Consider the following 22,836-nt stretch of genomic DNA (forward strand, 5'->3'; position numbering starts at 1 on the left):
TAAAGTTATAGATTTTTATTGATGAACTTTATAGTTTTGAGCGCTAGATTGGTCAGCGAATGCTTTGAACTCGATAGCATCATGACTACAGAAGAGGCGCACACCTTTATTGCGATCGCTTGATAATACGCGTAGCCGATCTTGATTAAGCAATCGAGCCTGGCGATCCACTTCCATCATCCATTGGTAGGCGCGTAAACCTGGCGTGCAGCGTCTTTTGGCTGAGTCCATTTCGTGCCGATAAAAGTAGGCATCACCTGCATGTAGAAGCCAACCCTCTGGTGTATCAATGGCGATACCACCATGACCCCGTGTGTGACCAGCAAGGGGGATGAGGAGAATTTCTGGCGGTAGTCCGTCGAGATTACGCACTGCTTCAAAACCGAACCAAGGTTCGCCTCCCGCCGAATAATACTTCCAGTGCTTAACCTCGTCCCACTGTTCTGGGCGATAGCGGCGTCTAGCAATGAAGCCATGCCGATCCTGGGCGGTTTCCATCTCAGTCTGCATTACGTGTACGGTTGCTTCCGGGAAATCCTCTAGACCACCGGCATGATCGAAATCGAGGTGGGTAAGCACAATATGACGCACATCTTGCGCGGAAAAACCCAGCCGCTCAATTTGATCGAGTGCCGTATATTTTTTATCAAACTCGATGCCATTGAAATGAATGAAGAACGGGCTGAGGCGGGAGTAAGGCGATTTGATATCGCGCAGTCCGAAGCCCGTATCAATAAGAACAAGTCCCTGCTCTGTCTCAATCAGCAGACAGTGGCAGACTAGATGAGCTTTCGGGCCGCGACTGAAGCCATCGAAGAGGGCGCCACCAATTGGGCACATGCAGCCGCAATTGAGATGATGAATTTGCATAAATCCTCCGTTACGACTTTGACAGTCAAAGTGAGTAGGGGAGAACATCTGGCGCCCCTACAGATGTGCAAATAATTTGGGATAATTTATTTTTTGGAAGTCCGTTATCCCAGGCGATCGCACCCCGCTTAAAATGAGTGCTAACTGAGCATATTCGCTTGATTAGGTAGCAAATTAGTTATTGCCTGACCCCGGCTCACTGAGCTTGCGGTGCTGTTCAGCACTGACTGTATCAGGTAAAACCTTACTAACATTCGCCAGAAGCTTCGTTTTAAGCGAACCGGCGATGATGTGATCCTTACCTGCCATCAAGGCTTCAAAACCCTGCTTGGCGACCTCAGCCGGGTCGTCCTTTTGATCTGCACCAACTTTTGTGTCGTCCATACCTGCACGGTGGAAGAAGTTGGTATCAGTCGGGCCAGGCATGAGCGCGGTAACGGTAACACCTGTGTCCTTCAATTCGTTGCGTAGTCCCTCCGAAAAGGAATGCACAAACGCCTTGGAGGCGGCGTAGACTGTCTCAAACGGGCCGGGCATCAGGGCGGCAATTGACGACGTGAAAAGGATTCGACCTTTGCCCAGCTCAACCATATCCTTTACCACTCGTTTGGCAAGATGTACAGAGGATACAACGTTCACATTGATCAGATTGAGTTCGTCCTTCAGGTCGGTTTCACGGGCGAAATCACCGCCGACACCAACACCTGCGTTGATAGCGATCGCATCTACTGGTCGCCCAGTTGCCTTAATCTGGTTGTAGAGACTCTCAACACCGTCATAGCTAGCCAGATCAGCCTGCACCGTCTCAACTTTAGCACCCAGCCCCTCGAAGGCAATAGCCGCTTCGTCAATACTTGCTCCGGTGGCTGTAACTAGCAGATCAAAGCCGTTTTTGGCAAACTGTTTTGCGAGTTCATAACCGATGCCATTGGAGGCACCTGTCACGACAGCCAGGGGTCGGGTCAATGAACTGTTCATAACCATCTAAAACTTCCTATGTAACTGCTCCACACTCGCTTGCTATGGTTTTCTCGCTACCAAATAATTGCATGGACTGTGGGCTTTCAAACCTTACAATCTTAGGCAGGTAGCATTATGATTGCGTCTTTCCCAGGAAGTATCGCGAGTGTATCTTCAAGGTTACTTTTTTACAGTTCTGTATATACCTCTAACAGACTTTTAGCCTCTCAAAACTTATTTTGATTGTGATGTTAGCTACGAACTTTCGTAACAATTTTCTGGGAATAAAATGAAGCTGATTCTTCATTTTTGGCACAATCTTGGGCAAACTTAATTAAATGATGTCCTACAAGTCCAACGTGAACCAAGTTTTCAATATTACCTGCTTTCAATGCTGGCTTGGCCATTTTCCAGAAAGTCTGACGATAGTTACTAAATAAGCCTATCCGCACCAAAATATTAGTTAAATAAGTTAAACCTTTGCGAATATTAGCCGCAGAAGTCCGAGAGGGGCTGTTAGGAACTTCGATGCGATTTGGATAGGTGTGTTCCATGTTGTAGGCGAAGCGCTGATATAAAAATTCTGGCTCATAAGCAGTTGTGATGCAGCGCCGCCACATCTCAATAACTTGCTCGTAGGGCATCAAAAATTCAACATTTGATTCGCGGCTTTCATCAAAGAGAAGTCGTCCTTCTGCTTCTAGCCTCCGCCATAATGGAGTTCTAGGTAATGCATGAAGCAGATTAATTGTCAACATGGGAATTTGCGATGCCCGGATAAATTCGATAATTCGGTCTGCGGTTTCTGGTGTATCTGTATCTAACCCGATGATGATTCCTGATACTACTTCCATACCATAGCTATTTAAAACCTGAATGGCTTTTAAGATTGGCATACTCAGATTTTGGTCTTTGGAAATCGCATGGAGGGCATTTGGTTCTGGTGTTTCGATGCCACAAAAGATTGTGCAAAAATAAGCTTCGCGCATCATTTCCAGCAGCTTTGGACTTTGAGCTAAGTTGAGCGTTGCTTCACAGGCAAACTGGATAGGGTAGCCATTGCGTTTTTGCCAGTCAATCAGGTGCGGAAGTAACTTCATAGCGGCGCGGCGATCGCCAACAAAGTTATCATCGACAAAATACACTGCCCCTAAATTGCCTGATTGTCGCATTGCGTCTAACTCCGCAACTACTTGCTCTGGCGTTTTCATCCGAGGACTGTTGCCATAGAGTTCGGGAATATCACAAAACTCGCAGTGATAAGGGCAACCGCTAGAAAACTGGACATTTGCCAGGAAATAATCATTGATATTCAGCAAATGATAAGCTGGGGTGGGAAACTCTGTTAAAGGTAAACGTTCCTTGGTTTCAAAGCGAATTTGCGATTGGGGACGTTGAGAGTTTTGGTCGAGATATTCGATCATGCGATCGCTTGCATCTCCCAATTCACCCAAATGTAAAATATCAAAATCAGGGTAATATTCTGGACACCCAGATACTGAGGGGCCACCCACAACAGTAATTTTCCCCGCTCGATGGGCAAGTTCATTAATTTGATTAATTTGTGGTTTTTGGATGTGCATTCCACTCACAATCACCACATCAGCCCATTGGTAATCAGCCCTACTTGCTGACTTGACATTCTCATCAATAAACCGGACTTCCCATTCTTTAGGTAAGTAAGCAGCCACAATTAAAATACCTTGAGGTGGCATAAAAGCCCGGACACTACCCATGAGTGGGTAAGCGTGATGAAAAGTACCAAAGGAGCGGCTGTACTTGGGAAAAATACACAGAATGCGTCGATGGTGCGAAGGAACGTAGCGGGTTCCTTGAGTGATAGAAGCGGTTTGAGAATTGCCCGCTACATTAATTTGGTTCTCTAAAGACTTTAAATTTACAGTCATCGCAAATTTCACCCTGGAAAACTGAGCAGGTAATTTGACAGTTTATTGACATAATTAGCTGTAATTCCAACTAGCTTACCAAAGAAAGGCAGGAGACAGAACGAATTAGAAATGTATTTTTGCTCAAAACAAAGTCCTAGCGATTACAAATCGCCCAATCTTACCTTGTGCCTGATTCATGGTGATATGTGAAGGGGTGTTTAACTGGTAAAATATAAAATCTACCCTAGCAATGCAAATTTAATTGGTTGGCAAACAACAATTATGGAAATCGCGCATGGGACATAAAAAGAAAGATTTTCATTTTTTGTTGTGTCCAAATGGGTACAGGCATTTGTCATGAATTTGATTTACTTTCTTTTGCGTTCTTCGTGGGGGATGGTGGCGATCGCGATCGCTACTGGATTTTTGAGTGGCGGTAGTAGTGCTGGCTTGATTGCCTTAATTAGCCATGCTGCAAGTAGTGGTAGTGCTTCCCGCCTCACATCGATAATTTGGGGTTTTGCGGGGCTGGCAATTGTTGCACTAATTACCAGTATCATTTCTCAAGTGATGCTGATTCGTCTTTCTCAGAATGCAGTTTTGCAATTACGGATGCGTTTGAGTCGCCAGATTCTCGCTTCCGAGTTGAGTCATCTAGAACGCTTAGGGAATCCTCGATTATTGGCAACTTTAACAGAAGATATTCAGGCGGTGGCTAATGCTGTTTATCAGATGCCTTTTATATTTATTAATTTAGCGATCGTCCTGGGTTGTATAACGTATATAACCTGGCTTTCTTGGTTAGTATTGTTGATGGTTTGTGGTATTTCAGTAGTTGCGATCGCTAGTTGTCAGTGGCTACTCAATAGAGGCGGGAAATTGCTGGCTCTAGCTCGTGAAGATGAAGATCATCTGTTTAAACATTTTCGCACTATTACCGAAGGAGTCAAGGAACTCAAACTAAATTACAAGCGGCGTGAAGACTTTTTAGAAGAAAAACTACAATCAACTGCTAACGAGTTTCGTCATCACAACGTTAATGGTCTAAGCCTTTTTGCCATAACTTCAAGCTGGGGTCAACTCATATTCTTTTTTGCTCTCGGTTTTGTATTATTCGTGCTGCCGAATCTGCTCACCATCAATCCCGAAACTCTCTCTGGCTATATTTTGACTTTCACTTACTTGGTGTTACCAATGGATAACATTATCAGTAAACTTCCTCTATTGAGCAAAGCCAGTATTGCTTTACAAAAAATCGAATCACTGGGTTTATCTTTAGCTAGTCGAACTGAAATATCCACTATTCCACCTGCCCTGAAATCTGACTGGCACAGCTTAAAATTTAAAAGTGTTACTCACAGTTACTACACAGATAAAGAAGACAATAGCTTTATTTTTGGGCCCATCGATCTAACACTCTATCCTCAAGAATTAGTTTTTATAGTCGGCGGTAATGGTAGCGGTAAATCTACATTAGCCAAACTAATTACTGGGCTTTATGTCCCAGAAAACGGCGAAGCCTGGTTTGATGAGGAGTTAATTAACGAACAGAATCGAGAATGGTATCGCCAGCATTTTTCTGTGGTATTTTCCGACTTTTATTTATTTGAAGAACTTTTGGGATTAAAAAATTCTGACTTGGACGCTCAAGCGAAAAAATATTTAAAACAACTGCAACTAGACCATAAAGTGAAAGTTGAAAATGGGCAACTTTCTACCACTTCTCTTTCTCAAGGACAACGGAAACGCCTAGCTTTGCTGACAGCTTACTTAGAAGATCGACCAATTTATCTATTTGATGAGTGGGCAGCCGATCAAGATCCAGTATTCAAAGAAATATTCTACACTCAACTTCTCCCAGAACTGCGATCGCGGGGTAAAACAGTGTTAGTGATTAGCCATGACGATCGCTATTTTCATTTAGCAGACCGAATTATCAAACTTGACTATGGAAAAATAGAGTACGATAAAACTTAATCTGTTAAAACAATCATAATTGTTAAAAGAATATTTGGAGTTTGACTAAATAAAACTAATGTCTGAACAAAAGCCCATAAATCCTTGGAACTATAAACCTTGGTGGTGTCAACCCTGGTCTATAATTCTCACAGGTGTAACACTGATTGGTGGTAGCTGGTTATTATTTAAAACTATCTGGCTAACAGTTCTCGTTTCCATCCCTATAGGAACATGGATGGTATTTTTTGTGTTTTTTTGGCCACAACTAATGATTCGCAGTGGAATTTTGGAGTCGTATAAAGAGTAATATGGTATTATCTTTGCATAGATATGCAGAGATGAGTAAGACTGTGCTGTAAAAGCGATCACTCCAGCAAATTGTGAGAAGAAGTTCTGCGAACCGATTTCTAAGAGATTAACAGAAAATAAATTATCCCAAATTATTTGTACATTGCTAGGGGCGCAAGGTCTTGCGCCCCTATGTTCGCTCGTAACTTATGTACGTATAAAAAATTAGTAGTATCAAACATATTAATAAATGATGAATAAATCTAACAATACAATAAGTTTTGATAATTTTTAGTTGATATTGATACTTTTCAAGTTGGCTTTGGGCAAAAGACTTTGTAAGTATCTACATACTTACTTAGGGAATTTGCACAGGTAAAGTTAGGATGACATGAATAACAGAGCAAACCAAAGGCATGAAGAACATCATATAATAGAATATTTCTGTATATTCAACCGAATATTTATTTTCGTTGCAGAAATGTTAATGTCACGCAGCCTTGTTGCTGGAAAGGTAATGCTGCGGTTGTTCCAAAATTTACAACGTTCCAGACTTTCCTCGCTAAGGCTTAGACACTCATCTGTGAAAACTCAAGTTGTTACTCTACCTGATAATGAAGCAGAAAGGCTCAAAGCGCTGGTGAGCTACAATATTCTAGATACCCTACCCGAACAAGCTTTTGATGACCTAACTGCTATTGCTGCCTATATTTGTAAGACTCCAATTGCTTTAATTACTTTTGTTGATAGCGATCGCGAATGGTTTAAATCTAAGGTTGGACTAACAAATAGCGAAACACCCAGAGATGGGTCTTTTTGCTCCCATATCATTCTTCAACCAGAAGATATATTAGTGGTTCCCAACGCCATTAAAGACGATCGCTTTAATAACAATCCCTTAGTCAAAGGTAATCTCAAAATTCGTTTTTATGCTGGTGTCCCTCTAATTACGCCTGATGGTTTTGCAATTGGGACGTTGTGTGTTCTGGATAGTATTCCTCATCACCTAACTTACCAGCAGTTAGATGCACTGCGCCGCCTAAGTCGTCAGGCGATCGCTCAAATGGAACTCATTCAGGAAGTTCGCAACCGCAAACAAGCAGAGATCGAAGGAAGACAGTTATTGCTGATCGATGAACTAACAGGTTTGCATAACCGACGTGCTTTCTTCCTAATGGCTGCACAGCAGTTGAAAATTGCTTACCGCATGAAAGTGTGTTGCTGGGTTATGTTCATTGATTTAGATGGACTAAAACAGATTAACGACACCCTTGGTCATGACATAGGAGATGCCTTGATTATTGATGCTGGTCGATTACTTAAGCAAACTTTTCGGAACTCAGATATTGTTGCCCGCTTGGGTGGGGATGAGTTCATTGTTTTCATCTCTAGCTACTTTAAGGATGCTGATAGTATCCAAGAGCGTCTACAAACAAATATCGCCAACTTTAATCAACAGCAAAACTGTAGCTATAAACTTTCGATGAGTATCGGCATAGAGCGGTACTCACCAGACAGCAATATGTCACTAGAACAACTAATCGCTAGGTCTGACGAATTAATGTATGCTCAAAAGCGGTTAAAGCGGCAATCTCTTACATAGAATATCCCATTACATAACAGTCTTTAACTACGAATTACGTTAGCGCAGCGTTAGCGACGCAGGAGCGTCATTACGAATTACGAATTATTTTAATTTACTACCTGGCTGCCATGACTGCGGGGATCATCTTGATTCGCCGTTGGTGCTACTGGGGCTGAAAATTTGGAAACTTTGCCGCTAGCTTGAGCATAAGGGAGAGACGAACCAGTAACCAAAGCTTCTAAATTATTTGCCATAATCGTTCGGGGTTGATCGCCGATGGCTTGGGCGATGGTTTCTCCTTGCTGACTCAAAAAGACAAAATGGGGAATTCCATCCACTCGATATCTCAGCATTTCCGGCAGCCACTTGGTATTATCTACATTCAGCATGACAAAATTCATCTTGTCAGCATACTCTGTTTCTAGTTGAGTAATATCTGGTGCCATTTTCTGGCAGACAGTACACCAATCAGCATAAAACTCGACTAGAGATGGTTTGCCGTTACTGATTGCTACTTCTAACGGTGTGGAATTCTCGCTTAACTTGGCTAGAGTTGCCGAGGTTGTTTCAGTTCGCAATCCTAAGACGAGGGAAACGCTAAGTGCGATCGCTACCATTACAATTAAGAAGTTTCTCAGACGCTTCCCGAATGTAGATTCAGGTTTTTCGGGAGAATTAACAGGTGAATCAGTACTCATAACAGAATTATTAATACTTATTAAGCAATTTCTTCTTTAGTTTAGCCGACTCCAGCCATTCTTTAATTTCTCCAGCTTTGGAAGCTTGAACTAGGAATTGGGCATAGGGCACAAGAGGCAGAGGTGCAAAGGGCAAAGAAAGACTTACTGCTACTTCTCCCCTGCGCCCCCTGCTCCCCTGCTTCCAATCCCGAAGCGCCTATTTACTTAACTTACAAAGCTCCAGTTTCCTTCAAATAAACCCGCGTAAATGGTTCATCTTCACCCAAAGTATAATCTTCAATTAACCCTTTGCGACGAATAGAAATATCGTTGCCTTTTCTAATCACCACAGTTGAACCATCGAAAACATCCCGCACCAAAATCATCTCGGTTTCGGTGGGATTATCCAAAACTACGATATTACTATTCTGGTAAAATACGCCCTGTTCTTCGAGGATGTCTTCAGGGTACTCGGCAATTAGTAAATCAAGTTTGGGATGACGCAGCAAAGTTTGAACATTAGTGTTGTAATCTTTGCTTAATACTTTTTTCGAGCGATTCACAAAAACGGCATCACGACAAACAGCACCTATTGTCCAATTGGGATGTTGCAAAAGGATATGGTCAATCGTCGCTTGCAGTTCTTCAACTGAGATTTTGTTAAAGGTAATAATTGGTATCCTGGCATCTGCACCCGACTCAAAAAAGGTTTCTAAAATATGAGAAGGCACATCAACACTTTCACCAACAGAAGGTTTAAGATGCATTAAAACGCCTGGTGCAGCATTGATTTCCAAGATAGCAAAGTTACTGGATTTCCAAGATTCTGCAAGACTTTTGGTGATAACATCAATTCCTAGACAAGTCAATTGGAAATGTTGGGCAATATCTTGCGCCAAGATAATATTGTCATCATGAACTGTCGGGGTTGCATCAATGCTCATACCTCCGGCTGAAAGATTGGCGACTTTACGCAGGTAAACAGTGCGTCCTTTCTCAATCACGCTGTCTAATGATAAGCGCTGTTCGTCTAGGTAGAGTTCCATCGCTTCATCAATCTGAATTTTACTCATCGGCGAGGTTGGCGTGTCTAAACGTGCAGGTTTGCGGTTCTCTTGGCGAATTAACTCTGCAAGCGTTAAATACCCATCACCAACAACCGATGCTGGACGGCGTTCTGTGGCGGCGACGAATCGACCATTGACACACAACATACGAAAATCCGATCCTGTGATGCTTTTCTCAACAATTATTCGGGTTTGCTGATTTTCGGGAATCGCTGCCACTGAGCGATTATAAGCAGATATCAGTTCTTTTGAGTCTTGCACATCAGCTGTAACGCCAATTCCTTTGTGACCTACCACTGGCTTAACTGCCACTGGGTAGCCAATTTCTCTTGCTGCTGCCAAGGCTTCTTTCTCGGAAAAGACAATACTGCCTTCAGGCACTGGGAAACCCAAGGTTTTCAAAAATGCCTTACAATCATCTTTGCGGGTAGTAAACTCCGAATCTAGATGGCTATCACAGTTAAATGTTGTTGCTACGCCCCGGACATGGTTTTTTCCTAAGCCGTATTGCATCAATCCTTCTTCCCACAAATAAAAGGCGGGGATACCTTTCTCATAAGCTGTTCGCAATAAGGCGTAAACTGTGGGGCCACCGTAGACAGATGCGCGAAATCTATCTTGTAACTTCACCAACTGCTCATCAAAGGCAAAGTCTTCGTCTTGGGTAATGGCTTCAAACCAATCCCAAACAAAGTAAACTACCTCTCTAGTTGTGCGTTCATGTAGTGATTGTATGCTAACTCGCGTGAGATTTGGATATGGCTTCACACTCCAGCGGTTAAGGTGTAAATCCATGTCCAATTTTCCGGTTTCGGACACAACTTGGGCAAAGAGATGGGCATAAGATTCGTAGGTTTGATCACGAAGATTTGGATAGCGATCGCCAATTTTGGCAATATAATCTTCGATGGGCAAAGGCTCTCTAGAGTCAATTAGAGCAAAATTAAATACTAGCGCCCCTACATCTAAATAAGGGTTGGGGCCAAGGTAATGCTTGAAGTTGAAAATATCGAATACATCTGTTCTTCTAGCATTAATGCGGACTAATTCACTGCTTTTTTGTAGAACCATTGATTACGAACCTTCGGCTAAACACCCTAAAATTTTAATGCTGAATTGTGGTTACTCAGACTTATTGATTGTAGATTAGCTCAGGTTAATTTTGGAGAGTGATGGCTGTGCCACTGAGCTAATCCGAACCCAAGGTAACTCTATTACTAAGCATTTTTAACTATCTTAAGGCATAATTAAATCTCCAATCTGCTGCCAGAAATCAAGAACAGTCAATTCATCCTGATGAAGAATCAAAGATATAACTTTTGAAAGGTGCAACACTCATCCAACAAATCGTATAAGTAAATATGAGGCATTAAAAAGACAGCATAAAAAAAACAGCAAAGTTATGAATAGCACACAAGCTGCTCTAAGAGATGAGATTCGAGAACTTGCTGATGAAGCTTTTCACCAAAAGCTGATCTCTGGACATGGAGATGGGGCAGACATGGATGAGTATCAAATTGTCTACCAAGGCAAACCCAGACATCTCCCACTAGAACAAGCACGGTTTTTCTTAACTAACTTACTTTATAGAAGTCGGGTTCATTAGGAGTTGTCATTAGATATCTAAATTCCATCTAGCTAAAGTCGATACCAATTACTCACATTGCACGATAAATCTCCAATCGACAATTAGCAATATAGCCAATAATGCCTCTAGAAAATATTTTTAGAGGCAGTTGACGTTGTAGATTTGATTTAGTGAATGAAAAATTAGATAATTTTTCAGAAAAATATTTTGTTTGGTCTAATTGCAACGTTTAACGACAAGCCGCTTCTCTACGTTCCCTGCGGGACGCTTACGCGAACGCGCAGCGTGTCGCAGACAGACGCTCCGCGTAGCTTCTCCGTAGGGGTATGTGTCTACGCAAATGTTAATCCTACTTTTATCAAGGAATCTATCAAAGGGATGATTTGATACATTGAATTGTCATGTTTTAGTGAAATTTATTAACTCAAATCCCAGGGGTCATCATGGTGGAAAGTAATATTAAAAGGCAGTTAGTAATTATTGGGGGAGCCGAAGATAAAGAGGGAGATTCTGTAATTTTGCGGGACTTTGTACGACGCGCTGGGGGTACAAAGGCGTATATTGTAATTCTGACAGCAGCAACAGAACTACCAAGAGAAGTAGGAGAAAATTACATCAGAGTGTTTGAGCGTCTAGGAGCTGAAACTGTTCGCATTATTGATACAGAAACCCGTGAAGATGCATCTTCATCTACTGCATTGGAAGCTATTAAGAAAGCAACTGGGGTATTTTTTACAGGGGGAGATCAAGCTCGTATTACCAGCATCCTCAAGGACACCGAAATCGATGCGGCAATTCACCAGCGCTTTTCTGAAGGCGTAGTGATTGCAGGTACAAGTGCCGGAGCTGCTGTGATGCCAGATAAAATGATTGTGGAAGGTGATTCGCAGACACATCCTCGGATTGAAACTGTTGAAATGGGCCCAGGTATGGGATTTTTACCAGGGGTAGTAATTGACCAGCATTTTTCTCAGCGTGGACGCTTGGGACGCTTGATTTCAGCTTTAATACTAGAACCTGCTGTCTTAGGATTTGGGATTGACGAAAATACCGCTATGGTAGTAACAGATAACCAAATTGAAGTAATTGGTGCAGGTGCCGTTACGATTGTTGATGAATCAGAAGCTACATATAACAATATGGGCGAAATTTTGAAGGATGAGTCTTTGGCGATTTGTGGAGCAAAGCTTCATATTTTGCCACATGGCTTCAAATTTGATCTGAAAACTCGTCAGCCTATCCTAAATAATGTCTCTGTGCCAAATGGCTCTCAACCACTTGCTTCAGTTAACACTTAACTAAAAGTTAAGTGTATTTAAACTGAAAGTTTTATCGAACAGAATTCAGGAGTCAGAAGTCAGGAGTCAGAAGTCAGAATGAATTCTGTACAACTGGCAGATAGCGCAGCGTAAAGCCTTCTCTTCTCGCTTTGGGAGAAGAGGCGCGTAGAGAGCATCTTGATTCTGAGTTCTGAATTCTGATTTCTGCATTCTGCATTCTTCTTCAACTAATCGCTGTAATACCCCTGCCTCAACCTTTGGTAGGCAGGGGATATCAAGAAGAATATCAAGGCGATTTCGTTAAACTATAAAAACTGTCAGAACGAATCTGACTGCCATTTCGCCAAACTTCCACTTTTTCTGGAGTGACTAAATAATAAAAACTCCCATTATCTGCTCGATAGCTACTTTTACCAATATTCAAAGCTGTTATCTTTATAGGCTTGCTTGGGTTTTGCTTCAATTGCCCAATATAAAATAACTGACCATTTTCTTCACAGACTTTTACACGAATGCTTGCAGTCTCACCTTCAATGATGGTAACTCCATTGCATTTAGTATCAACGCTTACTGGTGCAAAACCTATTGGAATTGGCTGTGAAGGTGAAACTTGATTTGCTACTGGGGATAGTGAGATTGGGCGGTTCGAGTTATCCACTTGCTGAACTTTAGAACCGGAGCCAACACTTGCAGTTACGGATGTCAACAAACGAAGGGGGTCAATTGCTATTCGACCATTTGGATGAACTTCAAAGTGCAGATGAGGTGCTGTACTATTGCCTGTAGATCCCATCTCGGCAATAATTTGACCTTGAATGACCTGTTCACCTTTGCTCACCAACAAACGGCGATTGTGGCCATAAACAGTAATGCTGCCGTCGAGATGTTTAATAGTTATGGCATTTCCTAATCCCCAATTATCCCAACCTGCTTTAAGAACTGTACCGGATGCCGCAGCAACAACAGGAGTTCCAGACGACCCTGCAATATCAATGCCTTCATGTTGATATTTGCGGAAGCCTTGAGAAATAAACCCTTTCGTTGGCCAGATTAAGTTAGAAGCAGGGATAGGAGTTTGCCCAATTGAGGAATCGCCTGCCAATTGTGTTAAGGCAGATGTAGGTGTAGTTAATACAGCGCTTAAGGATATTAACCCAACTAGTCCATAAGTACGGTATCGATAAACTATAGGTTTTTTCATAAGTTGTAAGTCTATTAGAACAATAATTCAGACACTTTCTGATTATTTGTTGTTTCAAGCTTACTCGGAAAATATCAGGAAATCTTTAGTGACTGGAGTTTAGACTAAAGCATGACAAGCGCAAAATGTAACACTATTGATAATAGTGTTACATCTGTCTTTTTGCGATAGTTCCGCCGGTGCTTTTAATGCCAGCTTTGATGCTGATATCTAGAGTTGCTGTTCTTGCCGGACAGAACACACACCCAAAGCAGAAAATTGGACCAAAAGGAGAAATCACCATGACCCTTCCAATGACACCCACTATTACCGTCTTTGAACGGTCGCCTGATGGCGGCAAGGGACTGGCGCGTGACATGCGCGTTCGCTGGGCGCTCGAAGAAGTGGGCCAACCTTACAACGTTCGTCTTGTTTCGTTCAGTGAGATGAAGCAACCCGCGCACCGTGCGCTTCATCCTTTCGGGCAAATTCCAACCTATGAGTCAGGTGATCTCGCCCTGTTCGAGTCGGGGGCGATCGTGTTCCATATCGCGGAGCGCCATACAGGGCTGTTGCCAGACGATGCGAATAGTCGAGCGCGAGCGATCGCATGGATGTTTGCCGCACTTAACACGATGGAGCCGCCAATCGTTGATCGAGAAATCGCCACGTACTTAGAGCGTGATCAGGCCTGGTACGAACAGCGCCTGCGTGTCGTCGAAGGTCGCATCTGTAACCGGCTCTTAGAACTTTCCAGTCACCTTGGAGATGCCGACTGGCTCGATGGCGCATTCAGCGCAGGCGACCTTATGATGGTGGAAGTGCTGCTCAGGTTGAAAGACTCGGGTATGTTGGACGACTATCCGAATCTCTCTACCTATGTCGCCCGTGGCGAAGCGCGACCCGCCTTCAAGCGTGCTTTCGCCGCTCAATTAGCTGTTTTCACTGGCAAGCAACCGACTGGCTGACTAGCGCAAAAGTATAGATATAACACTATTGCCCATAGTGTTACATCGGAAGCTTGTCCCCTTAATTACTTATTAAATCTGAAGAACCCCACCCCGCTAAAGCTACGCTTTGTCTCCCTTTCCTGCAAGCAGCTTCTCGAATTAGGGTTAAAGTAGTTTATTTGTTCGTAGTGAAAAAATGGGTGAGTTAAACTTGCCTAACCCACCCGATAAAACTAAACACTAGAGAAATTAGCCATTAAAAACGCGACTGCGCCACTTATTCAATCGGGCTTCTCCAATTGTCGCAGACCGCCGGGAATCAGCAATTTGCTCTTGCAAAGCTGCAATCTGTTTTTCTTGGGCGTCAGCTTGCTGTTGCAAAGATGTATATTCACCTGTGCTGGTGGGTAAACTGGAAGACTGCCAACTACTACTAAATTTTGTTGTACCGATGCTGGCAAATGGTCGTAAGTCTGCTAATTGTTGTTGCAAAGTTGCAATCTGGCTTTCTTGCTCTTGAATCTTTTGCCGCAAGCTTTGTTCGGCTGCTGTGGTAGCTGGAATAAAGGTATTAACTGGAGGAGCAGTTTCTGGCTTGGGCTTGAATATTTCAGCCAGCAATGCACTAATATCCGTGAGTTTCTGTCTACCGTAAGGAGCGTTGGTAATTAGCGATCGCACCAGTTGAGGTTCATTATTTGTTGCTAAATTCTTATCACTGCTAGAATTGCTCCGCACCAATTGTAACATATTGGTAAATTCCAATATCTTTTTGCCCGTTTGAGTTTTATAACCCCGGTAATATGGCACTATGTTCTCACCAAAGGCATCTAGATACTCGTCACTATCAAGATAAGAATCAATATCCGCTTCAAAACCTTTCTTATCTAGAATGTTGCTGTGATGTGTCGTCTCGGAGTAGTCATCGGGAGCGCGTCCGAGTAGGTGCTTAAAGTTCAGTTCAATTGCCCGGTAGCGGTAAACATTATCAAAAAATCTGGAGCGATACAACTCTGATTTGGCAACCTGACGCACAAACTCACGCACATCGATTATACCTTGCTTGAGTTGGGATTCTGGAACTACGAGCCGCTCACTTTCCATGATGTAGGCATTACCCAACACTTGCCGATAAACTGCTCGAATTACAATTTCAATGTCATCAACTGAAGCAGTATTCCACAGTTCGATGGGTTCTGTTTGGGGAAATGCTTGATATTGGCGTCGTCTGGTTTCTTCGTCTAAGAAGGTCTGCATATTGGGTTATTGTGGGTAAGAGGAACTAATTTGTCAAGTAAAATAAAATTTCTATAGCAGGATGGCAATACTAAAATGCAAAGCCATAACAGTCCCTACTTAAGATTTACTAATTACTGGTTATTGATATTAACTTATCAAGTTTCGGGGAGTTTTTTAGTTACATTTTCTAACAAACTTAGACGGCTAACTGTTAATAACTAATAGCTAATCACGATCGATAATTAGCAACTAGACATTAACAATTAGCCGTCAACCCCCTTGGGGAGTATTTAAAATTCAGAACTTAATTTTGAATTGGAGTATAGATGTCTGTCAGAATAATTTCCGCAGGATAGTAACTCTCAAGCACGCTCATCAAATCTAGTGTAGAAACCACCGTATTTTATCCAGTATTGTTTCAAAGTATGATGAGGTGTATGTAAACTAGCTTTTGCCTGATATAAAATAACTTGGCGATGATCGCCCATCCAGATTTTATTAATGGGGTCAACGGATATTACTGTCCCTCCTAAAGAAGCAACGCATTCAGAGAATCTCTCAATCGTTGTATATTCTAATGTCTCGAATATAAAAAAATTACCCGAACAAATCAAATGGCGGCTGCGAATCCAGCAGCGCATCTTTCTTTCAGCCAGTGGAGGCAACATTTTGGTTTTAACAGATTCAAGCTGAATCAACATAATGCGCTCACCGCAGGTAATTCATCAGCAAAACTTTCCCGTTTTTCAAATTGCAATGGCCCAGCGGTAGATCCCCATATTTGTTTATGGGTTTCAATATCCATACCTTTATCTAGACTTATCCAAGTACGCTCGGTTATTTCTACTTCGCTGACAAGATATGTCTGGCATCCATTGCGTTGAATCAGACATTGATTGCCTGGTTCCACACTGCCTCGAAACATTTCACCTTCTCGTTGGAAAATCATTGAACAGTGATAACGCCGTTCGATGCTTTCTGGGGTAATGGTTTTGAGGATATCTAATTCACGAGCTGCACCTGCATAAAGCATAGGATCTTTCAAGCTGTAATTTTCGATATAGATGCGATCGCCCCAATTTACTAGTCGATGTACTCCTTGACGATAGGGTGTCCATAAATCGTGGTCATAAGCTTGTTCAGAATAAAAACCGATACCAGAAAAAAATTCCAATGGTAAAGGACGAAAATAAATGTGAATGTGGGCGTAAAGTTGGGGATTTGCAAAAGATTGCTGGTAGTTGCTAAAATCTCCTGCCATCCAACAGGATAAGGTGAGCAAATCGCTAGCGTTGGTGCTAGATTCGCTGGGCGCTATCGTCACGTCGCTTCGCTCCAAATTCAAAATTCAAATTTCAGACATTACAATCCCCATAAATAAATTTAGGAGCTTGTATTCTTTTTATGTTTTAACCTGATATTGCTAACTTGTTGAACTTGACAAAGAGCGAATTTCTGAAGAAAAGGAAGCTGTTGTCACCCCTTTACCATCACTGGTTTTAATCATTGCTACCCGAAATCGAAGATTTGGGTTAGCAAACCAAATTCGCTCCTCAGCCGCAGCGAGTTCATACTCTGTTAAAAGGGTGAAAATACCATCGTCACTCAGATGATATTTAGCCACTGCTGGAATTGTTTCAGCGTATCCCTTATCCCGCAGGAGTTTGCCTCTAGAAGGATTTTCGACATCGGGAATTGGTACTAGTACAGTACTGCCAGAGATTGGTTTATCGTCCCAGTCTGACTCACCTTCCCAAGTCATCCGAAAGGGTTGAGTGATACGGGTTAGTTCAGTGTCATACAATTGACAGATTGCCACCACTGCTGGATCGTTGGTGGATAAAGACTCAATTTCAATGTTAGACAATACTTCTTCAAAGTGGGCGAATGCTAAATGATGAGCGCTACGCTGCGATCGCCATCGTCCAATCGAAAGTTCAAAAAATTCAGTAATTTCCATTAGAAAAGTGATTTTAAAAAAGTAGCTTAAAGTCCAAGAGATATCTTGGTAAAAAAGAAAGTTATTCTCCTAGTCTATATGTTAGCCTGCTTGACCACAACTGCATTTGAGAGTGCTGTTAGCGGTAGCGGGGCGTTTAGCCCGTGCTGAGTTAGGAGTACAGACGCGATTAATCGCGTCTGTACAAGAGTTAGGAATTAGAAGTTTTCTTTTGTCTCCTTGTCTTCTTGTCCCTACTCTCTTACTTAGACAAATCTAAGCAACTTCAGTGATACTGATAATTTTGCCGCCTGTGCGATGAATGTTTTGCACTTGTCCAGACAGTTGGTTGTAGTTAACTATATATTCGAGATTGCCCAGACGAGTACGGAAATTACCTGCACCTTTGACAGCTTTAATCAAGAAGCGTTTATCGGTGCTGCTAACACTAGAACCAGCGGCGGGAGCCTTGATGGATGTGGGTAAATTAGAACCAATATCGCCGATCAGTTTGGCTTTGCGATCGCTATCACTGCTAGCGAATCCTCTGACTAAGCTAAAGGTGCGGTTAAAGGTAACATTCTTAATTCCGATTTGGGAACTGGTGCTGCGAACATAAGGAACAATATTCTCGCCAAAATTCTGCTGATATTCGTTGCTATCGATATAGGATTCGATCTCAGCATCATAGCCCTGTTCGTTGTAGATGCGGACGTGTTCGGAAATTTCTGCCTGATCGGCAGGAGGACGCCCTAGTAGATGTTTGAAGTTCAGTTCAATGAACCGATACTGAGAAGAAGAGTTGAAAAACAGGGATTGATAAAGTTCTGATTTGGCAACGGTGTTAACGAATTCACGGACGCTGATTTTGCGATCGCGCAATTGCGATTCAGCACTGGCTAGTCGCTCACTTTCCAACAAGTGAGCATTACCCAAAACCTGTTTGTAAACTGCCCGAATCAGTGTTTGTAATTCACTTTCGCTGGTGTTCGGACGGAGTTCAACAGTAGGTGAATCAATAGCCCAAAGTGACATTGAAGTATCTCCTGAAAAACGCTAATTAAATTTCCGAGCATCCTACCTCTACAAGGGGTAGAATTTCCCATCAGTTGTCAGTTATTTTTGCTACTGACTAGCTTTTGTAAAACTTTAGTTTGTGAAAGTGTGTTAAATATCTTCGTTTTTGACAACTGACAGCAGAATTGGTCAAACCCCAGATTAGCGATCGCTTTGGCTAACTTTTGAGCGATCTGGATTTACGCAAACAATAGCCAAAAATCATTCTTTTCAAGTAAGGCAATTTTATGTATCTGCATACTTCTAGGTAGAAGCAAGCTACGCAAAGCGGCTTTTTGCAGAGTATTGCCCTTGAGCGTGTGTAGTTATGTGTAAATCATAGAATGATTAACACTGGGGATTGAAAGACTAGAAACTGAGTACAGCATAATTATTTCCCAGTCCCTAATCTCTAAATCCCCAATTTCGATTCTTTAGTTGACAGGGGTAATACTAGCGATCGCACCGCCCTGCTGGTGAATTCGCTGATACTCTTGGGAAAGCTTATTGTATGGCACGAAAAAGACTTGGTTACTGCGGCGAAATTTGGAAATGCTATTTACCACATTTGCCTTGTAGCCAGTGACTTCAATCCGGTATACCTTACCATCATCACCAGATCCCACACCTTGACGAGTCCTCGGAGTAGATGTTGGGTTGCGGAATGCAGCACCCTTACTGGCTGGTGAAACTACAGGAGTAGGCGTGCTTTGAATTAGCAGACTGTTTAATTTTGGTTGTTTGCCAGCTAAGTCACCTTTCAAGCTGCTGCTAGAGGAACCACGTACCAATTGGAATAAGTGGGTAAACTGAACCAAACCCTGGATAGCTTCGGTTTTGTAGCCCCGAATATAAGGCACAATGTTTTCCCCAAAAGTTTCTTGGTATTCGTCGCTGTCTAGATAGGAATCAATCTCAGCCTCAAAGCCCTTTGTATCCAGAATAGTGCTATGTATACGCGTTTCTTCTAGATCCAATGGCGCACGACCAAGGAAATGTCTGAAATTTAATTCAATCGCCCGATAGCGAGGGGTGCTATCAAAAAACCGCGAACGGTAAAGTTTCGACTTCCCGACTTGACGCACAAACCCGCGAACGCTAATTTCACCCCGTTTGAGTTGAGATTCAGCAACGGAAAGCCGCTCACTCTCCATTACATAAGCATTGCCTAGAACTTGCTTGTAGACAGTTCTAATTACGGTTTCAACTTCCTCATTAGAGCGACTTGGCCACAGATCAATGGGATCGGTGTCTTCAAACAGAGCGACCCCTAACCGTGATGCTGGTCCAAAAGCCATTCAAACTATCTCCCAGTTAACAACTAAATTTTATGAGAAGGATATTCAGCAGATGTTAAAAAACTTTACATCATTGTGACAAAGTAGGGGACATACAGACTTTAAATCCTTATTAGTCGTGATGATTTTAAGTTTTTGCATCATTTGTCCTTACACATTGTGATACGATGCCGAAACCATATTTATTAAAATTTGTTAAGTTAAATAATAGTTTCAAAAAGTTTTAGCTTTTTTTTAGTATTGAATTTGCGATTGGGATACAAGTGATGGTACTATCCCATTCCCTTGAGCCAGAGTATTAATCGCGCTGAGTCACTGAAGTTTATCTCAATAAGTGGGCATGAATAAATCCAACTATATTACGCAATGTAAAATTAATTAAAATTCTCTCTTAGTCAGAGTTTTAGCGTAATAAAACAGAATTCAGAATTCAGAATTGAATTCTGTGAGACACTTCTCTACGAGAGACTGCGCGTAGCTTGCTTTCCTGTAGAGGTACGACAAGACTCCCACGAGAGTTATTCTGACTCCTGAATTCTTCTTCAATTATCGAATTTGGAAAGTAGCTAGTTGGCTGATTAAATGGTCAAAATAGGGAGCAATTTGCTGCCGATCGCCTTGGCAGCGTTTCAAACTAGCAGCCTTGATGCTTTTTAAGCCTAAAATCATTGCATCCAATGGAACTTGTAATTCCTGATAGAGCAAATTCATATAGTGCAGTCCTGTAGAATTTGTATATTCAGTGTGGCCACCTGCTATGCCATAAGTAATGCAGCGAAGAAAATGCCAAAAATCTCGCCAGCAAGCTTGGGCGCGTTCAGCTGGATAAAGACCGCCTCCAGGCTGGATAATTTCGGTATAAGTTGCCAACACTTGTTCCCTAGATTCATCAACGATTTCGGTGGCGCGATCGCGTAACAATTGAGCAACAGGAATCAACTCAGAATTATTGGCTGACAAGGTTTTAATCTGCAATAAATCTTCATCGCTTAGGTAGCGAAAAGCATCATCCGCAGCTTGAAATATAGCGATCGCTTCTTTTGGATGGGACTGTTCCCACCCAGCAAAGCTGACAATTCTAGCTTTGGCTATTAATTCTTTAACGGTTTCGCTTAATTGAGTCATTGATTTAGGGGATAGGGCATGGGGCATTGGGGATTGGGCTGGGGACAAGGGGGACAAATTAATTCAAAATTAAAGAACTTCTGTCTCCTGCCTCTTCTTTTCCAATGCCCAATGCCCAATGCCCTAAAATAAAGAATAGCTGTACCAAATGCACTTATGGAAATCCATAAAATCCAAGCTGAACTGAAGAACCCAGATTTTCACCATCGTTTGAAGGCGATCGCTGCCCTCAATGGTTATGAATCAGAAGTTGCAGTTCCTCTGCTCACCAGTAAACTTCGTGACTCAGAATTTCTAGTGCGTTCTTTTGTGGCTAGGGGTTTGGGTAATCAACAATCAGCGGAATCTTTTGCAGCTTTGATGCAAATTATGAAATTTGATGATACTCCCAACGTGCGGGCTGAGGCGGCAAATTCGTTATCGCTATTTGGCAGAGTTGCAGTTTCTCATCTAGTTTTGGCATATTATCAGGATGACCACTGGCTAGTTAGGCGGAGCATTTTGGCTGCGATCGCTGAAATGGATTGCCCTGAAGAACTATTTGATATATGCGTTCAGGGTTTAAAAGATGAAGATTTCACAGTTCAGGAATCTTCTGTTGATGCACTTGGCTTACTGGCTGATTCTAGCCAACATACTGCGGCATTATCTCAAATACTAAGGTTGGTGAATGATGAATCTTGGCGAATGCGGGTGCGAGTTAGCTATGCCCTCAAACGATTTGATGAGCCGCAAGCTAAAGCAGCCCTAAATCAACTCAGACAGGATGAAGATCACCGAGTTGTTGGAGCTGCTTTAGAAGACTTGTTGCCACAATAACTAAGTCGGCGTAAATAATTATCGTTGGGATAAGGCAGGGGGCAGGGGGTAGGGAGCAGGGGAAAAGAGAGTTTGAGCCTTGTTTACTTTCCTTTACACAGTTTGGTTTTATTATGCCGACTTACTTAGCGGCGTGAGTTTGTTCGCAATGCAATTATTGCGATCAAAATCATAATAACTTTGAACTCACAACTTTGAACTCATTACTCAGGATTGTATTGGTGAAGCACTCAAACTCTCACGAGTTGTTGTGCGCGTATAGGCGTTCCAAACATCAAGTTCTGAATATGGACGGCTAGAAAGCATGGCTTTAGTTGCTTCTGTAAGTCCTTGAGCAAGAGTAAAATCTGCCCCAGCGATACTGAGAAGATGCTCCATCTCTGCATCACTGAGATCGGTCGCTCGCAGGTCTGTATCCCGCAAATCGGCTCCAGTCAATCGAGCATTTCGTAAGCAAGCCCCTGTCAAATAAGCTTTTGTCAAATCAGCACCACTCAAATAAGCGCCTTGCAAATTGGCTCCTGTCAAGTCAGCGCCACTCAGGTAGGCTCCACGCAGATTAGCACCTTGTAAATCTGCATTTCGTAAAGAAGCTGTATTCAGAAAAGCACCATTGAGATTAGCACCCGGTCCTACCGCTCCCGAAGCTTTGTAGTTATATTCTTCGGGCCATTTCGTTTGTGAATCATAACGCGCTATTTGGAGTTTGGCTCCCTCCAAATTTGCGCCACTGAGATTTGCTTGTTGGAGGTCAGCACGGTTTAAATAGGCTCCGTGCAAATTAGCCCCACTCAAATCGGCTCCTCGCAGATTAGCGCCTCGCAAATCTGCACCACTCAAATCGACATTACTTAATACCACCTCACTGAGGTCGGCTCCTAATAGCTTGGCTTTACTCAAGTTAGCTTGTCGGAAATCGACTTCCTTTAGATTGAATTGGGACAACTCTACCGAATCCACAGGGATTCCTTTTTTGAGGGCTGTTAAGATTTCTGGAGTTGGACTGGGGCGAACGCTTGTAATAAGTTGAATTTCACTATTTGTCATCAGCTGATTAAAATATC

At 42.5% G+C, this 22,836-nt stretch carries 21 protein-coding genes; 7 read left to right on the forward strand and 14 right to left on the reverse strand.

What is annotated here, in order from left to right; all coding sequences use genetic code 11:
- Nucleotides 1-15: 15 nt before the first annotated feature.
- The 3 genes from HWQ42_RS14775 to HWQ42_RS14785 all read right to left on the reverse strand — a co-directional run bounded on the left by HWQ42_RS14775 (nt 16) and on the right by HWQ42_RS14785 (nt 3,737).
- The gene (locus tag HWQ42_RS14775) at nt 16-918 is read right to left on the reverse strand and encodes an MBL fold metallo-hydrolase (RefSeq protein WP_367119058.1); all 903 of its coding nucleotides are present in this window, start codon (nt 916-918) and stop codon (nt 16-18) included.
- Between the two features lie 126 nt (nt 919-1,044).
- Nucleotides 1,045-1,848 (reverse strand): SDR family oxidoreductase, encoded by an 804-nt coding sequence (locus HWQ42_RS14780; RefSeq protein ID WP_292813266.1) that lies wholly within the window; start codon nt 1,846-1,848, stop codon nt 1,045-1,047.
- A 233-nt stretch (nt 1,849-2,081) separates the two neighbouring features.
- A complete protein-coding gene (locus tag HWQ42_RS14785) occupies nt 2,082-3,737 on the reverse strand; it encodes a B12-binding domain-containing radical SAM protein (protein WP_292813269.1) in 1,656 nt (551 codons plus the stop codon).
- A 339-nt stretch (nt 3,738-4,076) separates the two neighbouring features.
- Here HWQ42_RS14785 and HWQ42_RS14790 point away from each other — a divergent pair, with 339 nt between their 5' ends.
- The 3 genes from HWQ42_RS14790 to HWQ42_RS14800 all read left to right on the forward strand — a co-directional run bounded on the left by HWQ42_RS14790 (nt 4,077) and on the right by HWQ42_RS14800 (nt 7,569).
- On the forward strand, nt 4,077-5,696 hold the full coding sequence (locus tag HWQ42_RS14790; RefSeq protein ID WP_292813272.1) for a cyclic peptide export ABC transporter: 1,620 nt from the start codon (nt 4,077-4,079) through the stop codon (nt 5,694-5,696).
- A gap of 58 nt (nt 5,697-5,754) precedes the next feature.
- The gene (locus tag HWQ42_RS14795) at nt 5,755-5,985 is read left to right on the forward strand and encodes a DUF6737 family protein (RefSeq protein ID WP_292732713.1); all 231 of its coding nucleotides are present in this window, start codon (nt 5,755-5,757) and stop codon (nt 5,983-5,985) included.
- Nucleotides 5,986-6,453: 468 nt separating this feature from the next.
- Nucleotides 6,454-7,569, forward strand: a complete 1,116-nt coding sequence (locus HWQ42_RS14800; RefSeq protein WP_292813275.1) for a sensor domain-containing diguanylate cyclase — start codon at nt 6,454-6,456, stop codon at nt 7,567-7,569.
- Nucleotides 7,570-7,658: 89 nt separating this feature from the next.
- Here HWQ42_RS14800 and HWQ42_RS14805 read toward each other — a convergent pair whose 3' ends face one another.
- Both HWQ42_RS14805 and HWQ42_RS14810 read right to left on the reverse strand, forming a co-directional pair.
- A complete protein-coding gene (locus tag HWQ42_RS14805) occupies nt 7,659-8,249 on the reverse strand; it encodes a thioredoxin family protein (RefSeq protein WP_292813278.1) in 591 nt (196 codons plus the stop codon).
- 212 nt (nt 8,250-8,461) lie between these two features.
- Entirely contained in the window at nt 8,462-10,369 is a 1,908-nt protein-coding gene (locus HWQ42_RS14810) for an acetate--CoA ligase family protein (protein ID WP_292813281.1), read from the reverse strand.
- Between the two features lie 331 nt (nt 10,370-10,700).
- Between HWQ42_RS14810 and HWQ42_RS14815 the strand changes: the two genes are divergently transcribed.
- On the forward strand, nt 10,701-10,904 hold the full coding sequence (locus HWQ42_RS14815; protein WP_292813283.1) for a hypothetical protein: 204 nt from the start codon (nt 10,701-10,703) through the stop codon (nt 10,902-10,904).
- 425 nt (nt 10,905-11,329) lie between these two features.
- On the forward strand, nt 11,330-12,184 hold the full coding sequence (locus tag HWQ42_RS14820; RefSeq protein WP_292813284.1) for a cyanophycinase: 855 nt from the start codon (nt 11,330-11,332) through the stop codon (nt 12,182-12,184).
- 268 nt (nt 12,185-12,452) lie between these two features.
- On the opposite strand, the gene HWQ42_RS14825 is transcribed toward HWQ42_RS14820, so the two are convergent.
- Nucleotides 12,453-13,367: a M23 family metallopeptidase gene (locus tag HWQ42_RS14825; RefSeq protein ID WP_292813286.1), complete on the reverse strand. Its 915-nt coding sequence runs from the start codon at nt 13,365-13,367 to the stop codon at nt 12,453-12,455.
- 188 nt (nt 13,368-13,555) lie between these two features.
- Between HWQ42_RS14825 and HWQ42_RS14830 the strand changes: the two genes are divergently transcribed.
- Nucleotides 13,556-14,314 (forward strand): glutathione S-transferase family protein, encoded by a 759-nt coding sequence (locus HWQ42_RS14830; RefSeq protein WP_292813289.1) that lies wholly within the window; start codon nt 13,556-13,558, stop codon nt 14,312-14,314.
- Between the two features lie 231 nt (nt 14,315-14,545).
- Here the strand turns inward: HWQ42_RS14830 and HWQ42_RS14835 are convergent, their stop codons facing one another.
- The 7 genes from HWQ42_RS14835 to HWQ42_RS14865 form a co-directional block, all read right to left on the reverse strand.
- Nucleotides 14,546-15,553 carry a phycobilisome rod-core linker polypeptide gene (locus HWQ42_RS14835; RefSeq protein WP_292813292.1) on the reverse strand — a complete coding sequence of 336 codons (1,008 nt, stop codon included), beginning with the start codon at nt 15,551-15,553 and terminating at the stop codon, nt 14,546-14,548.
- A gap of 344 nt (nt 15,554-15,897) precedes the next feature.
- Nucleotides 15,898-16,236 (reverse strand): CpeR family transcriptional regulator, encoded by a 339-nt coding sequence (locus HWQ42_RS14840; RefSeq protein ID WP_292813294.1) that lies wholly within the window; start codon nt 16,234-16,236, stop codon nt 15,898-15,900.
- Nucleotides 16,230-16,859: a chromophore lyase CpcT/CpeT gene (locus tag HWQ42_RS14845; protein ID WP_334813495.1), complete on the reverse strand. Its 630-nt coding sequence runs from the start codon at nt 16,857-16,859 to the stop codon at nt 16,230-16,232. The genes HWQ42_RS14840 and HWQ42_RS14845 overlap by 7 nt, the downstream gene beginning before the upstream one ends.
- A 99-nt stretch (nt 16,860-16,958) precedes the next feature.
- Complete coding sequence (locus HWQ42_RS14850; RefSeq protein ID WP_292732697.1) at nt 16,959-17,495, reverse strand: phycobiliprotein lyase; 537 nt, start codon at nt 17,493-17,495, stop codon at nt 16,959-16,961.
- 255 nt (nt 17,496-17,750) lie between these two features.
- The gene (locus tag HWQ42_RS14855) at nt 17,751-18,509 is read right to left on the reverse strand and encodes a phycobilisome rod-core linker polypeptide (RefSeq protein WP_292813296.1); all 759 of its coding nucleotides are present in this window, start codon (nt 18,507-18,509) and stop codon (nt 17,751-17,753) included.
- A 455-nt stretch (nt 18,510-18,964) separates the two neighbouring features.
- On the reverse strand, nt 18,965-19,828 hold the full coding sequence (locus HWQ42_RS14860; protein ID WP_292813298.1) for a phycobilisome linker polypeptide: 864 nt from the start codon (nt 19,826-19,828) through the stop codon (nt 18,965-18,967).
- Nucleotides 19,829-20,374: 546 nt separating this feature from the next.
- On the reverse strand, nt 20,375-20,953 hold the full coding sequence (locus HWQ42_RS14865; RefSeq protein ID WP_292813301.1) for a phycobilisome protein: 579 nt from the start codon (nt 20,951-20,953) through the stop codon (nt 20,375-20,377).
- A 156-nt stretch (nt 20,954-21,109) separates the two neighbouring features.
- On the opposite strand from HWQ42_RS14865, the gene HWQ42_RS14870 reads away from it, so the two are divergent.
- Complete coding sequence (locus HWQ42_RS14870) at nt 21,110-21,772, forward strand: HEAT repeat domain-containing protein (RefSeq protein WP_292732691.1); 663 nt, start codon at nt 21,110-21,112, stop codon at nt 21,770-21,772.
- Between the two features lie 207 nt (nt 21,773-21,979).
- Here the strand turns inward: HWQ42_RS14870 and HWQ42_RS14875 are convergent, their stop codons facing one another.
- A complete protein-coding gene (locus tag HWQ42_RS14875) occupies nt 21,980-22,819 on the reverse strand; it encodes a pentapeptide repeat-containing protein (RefSeq protein ID WP_292813303.1) in 840 nt (279 codons plus the stop codon).
- Between the last annotated feature and the right edge of the window lie 17 nt (nt 22,820-22,836).

The organism is Nostoc sp. JL23 (assembly GCF_017115065.1).
Classification (GTDB): domain Bacteria; phylum Cyanobacteriota; class Cyanobacteriia; order Cyanobacteriales; family Nostocaceae; genus Nostoc; species Nostoc punctiforme_A.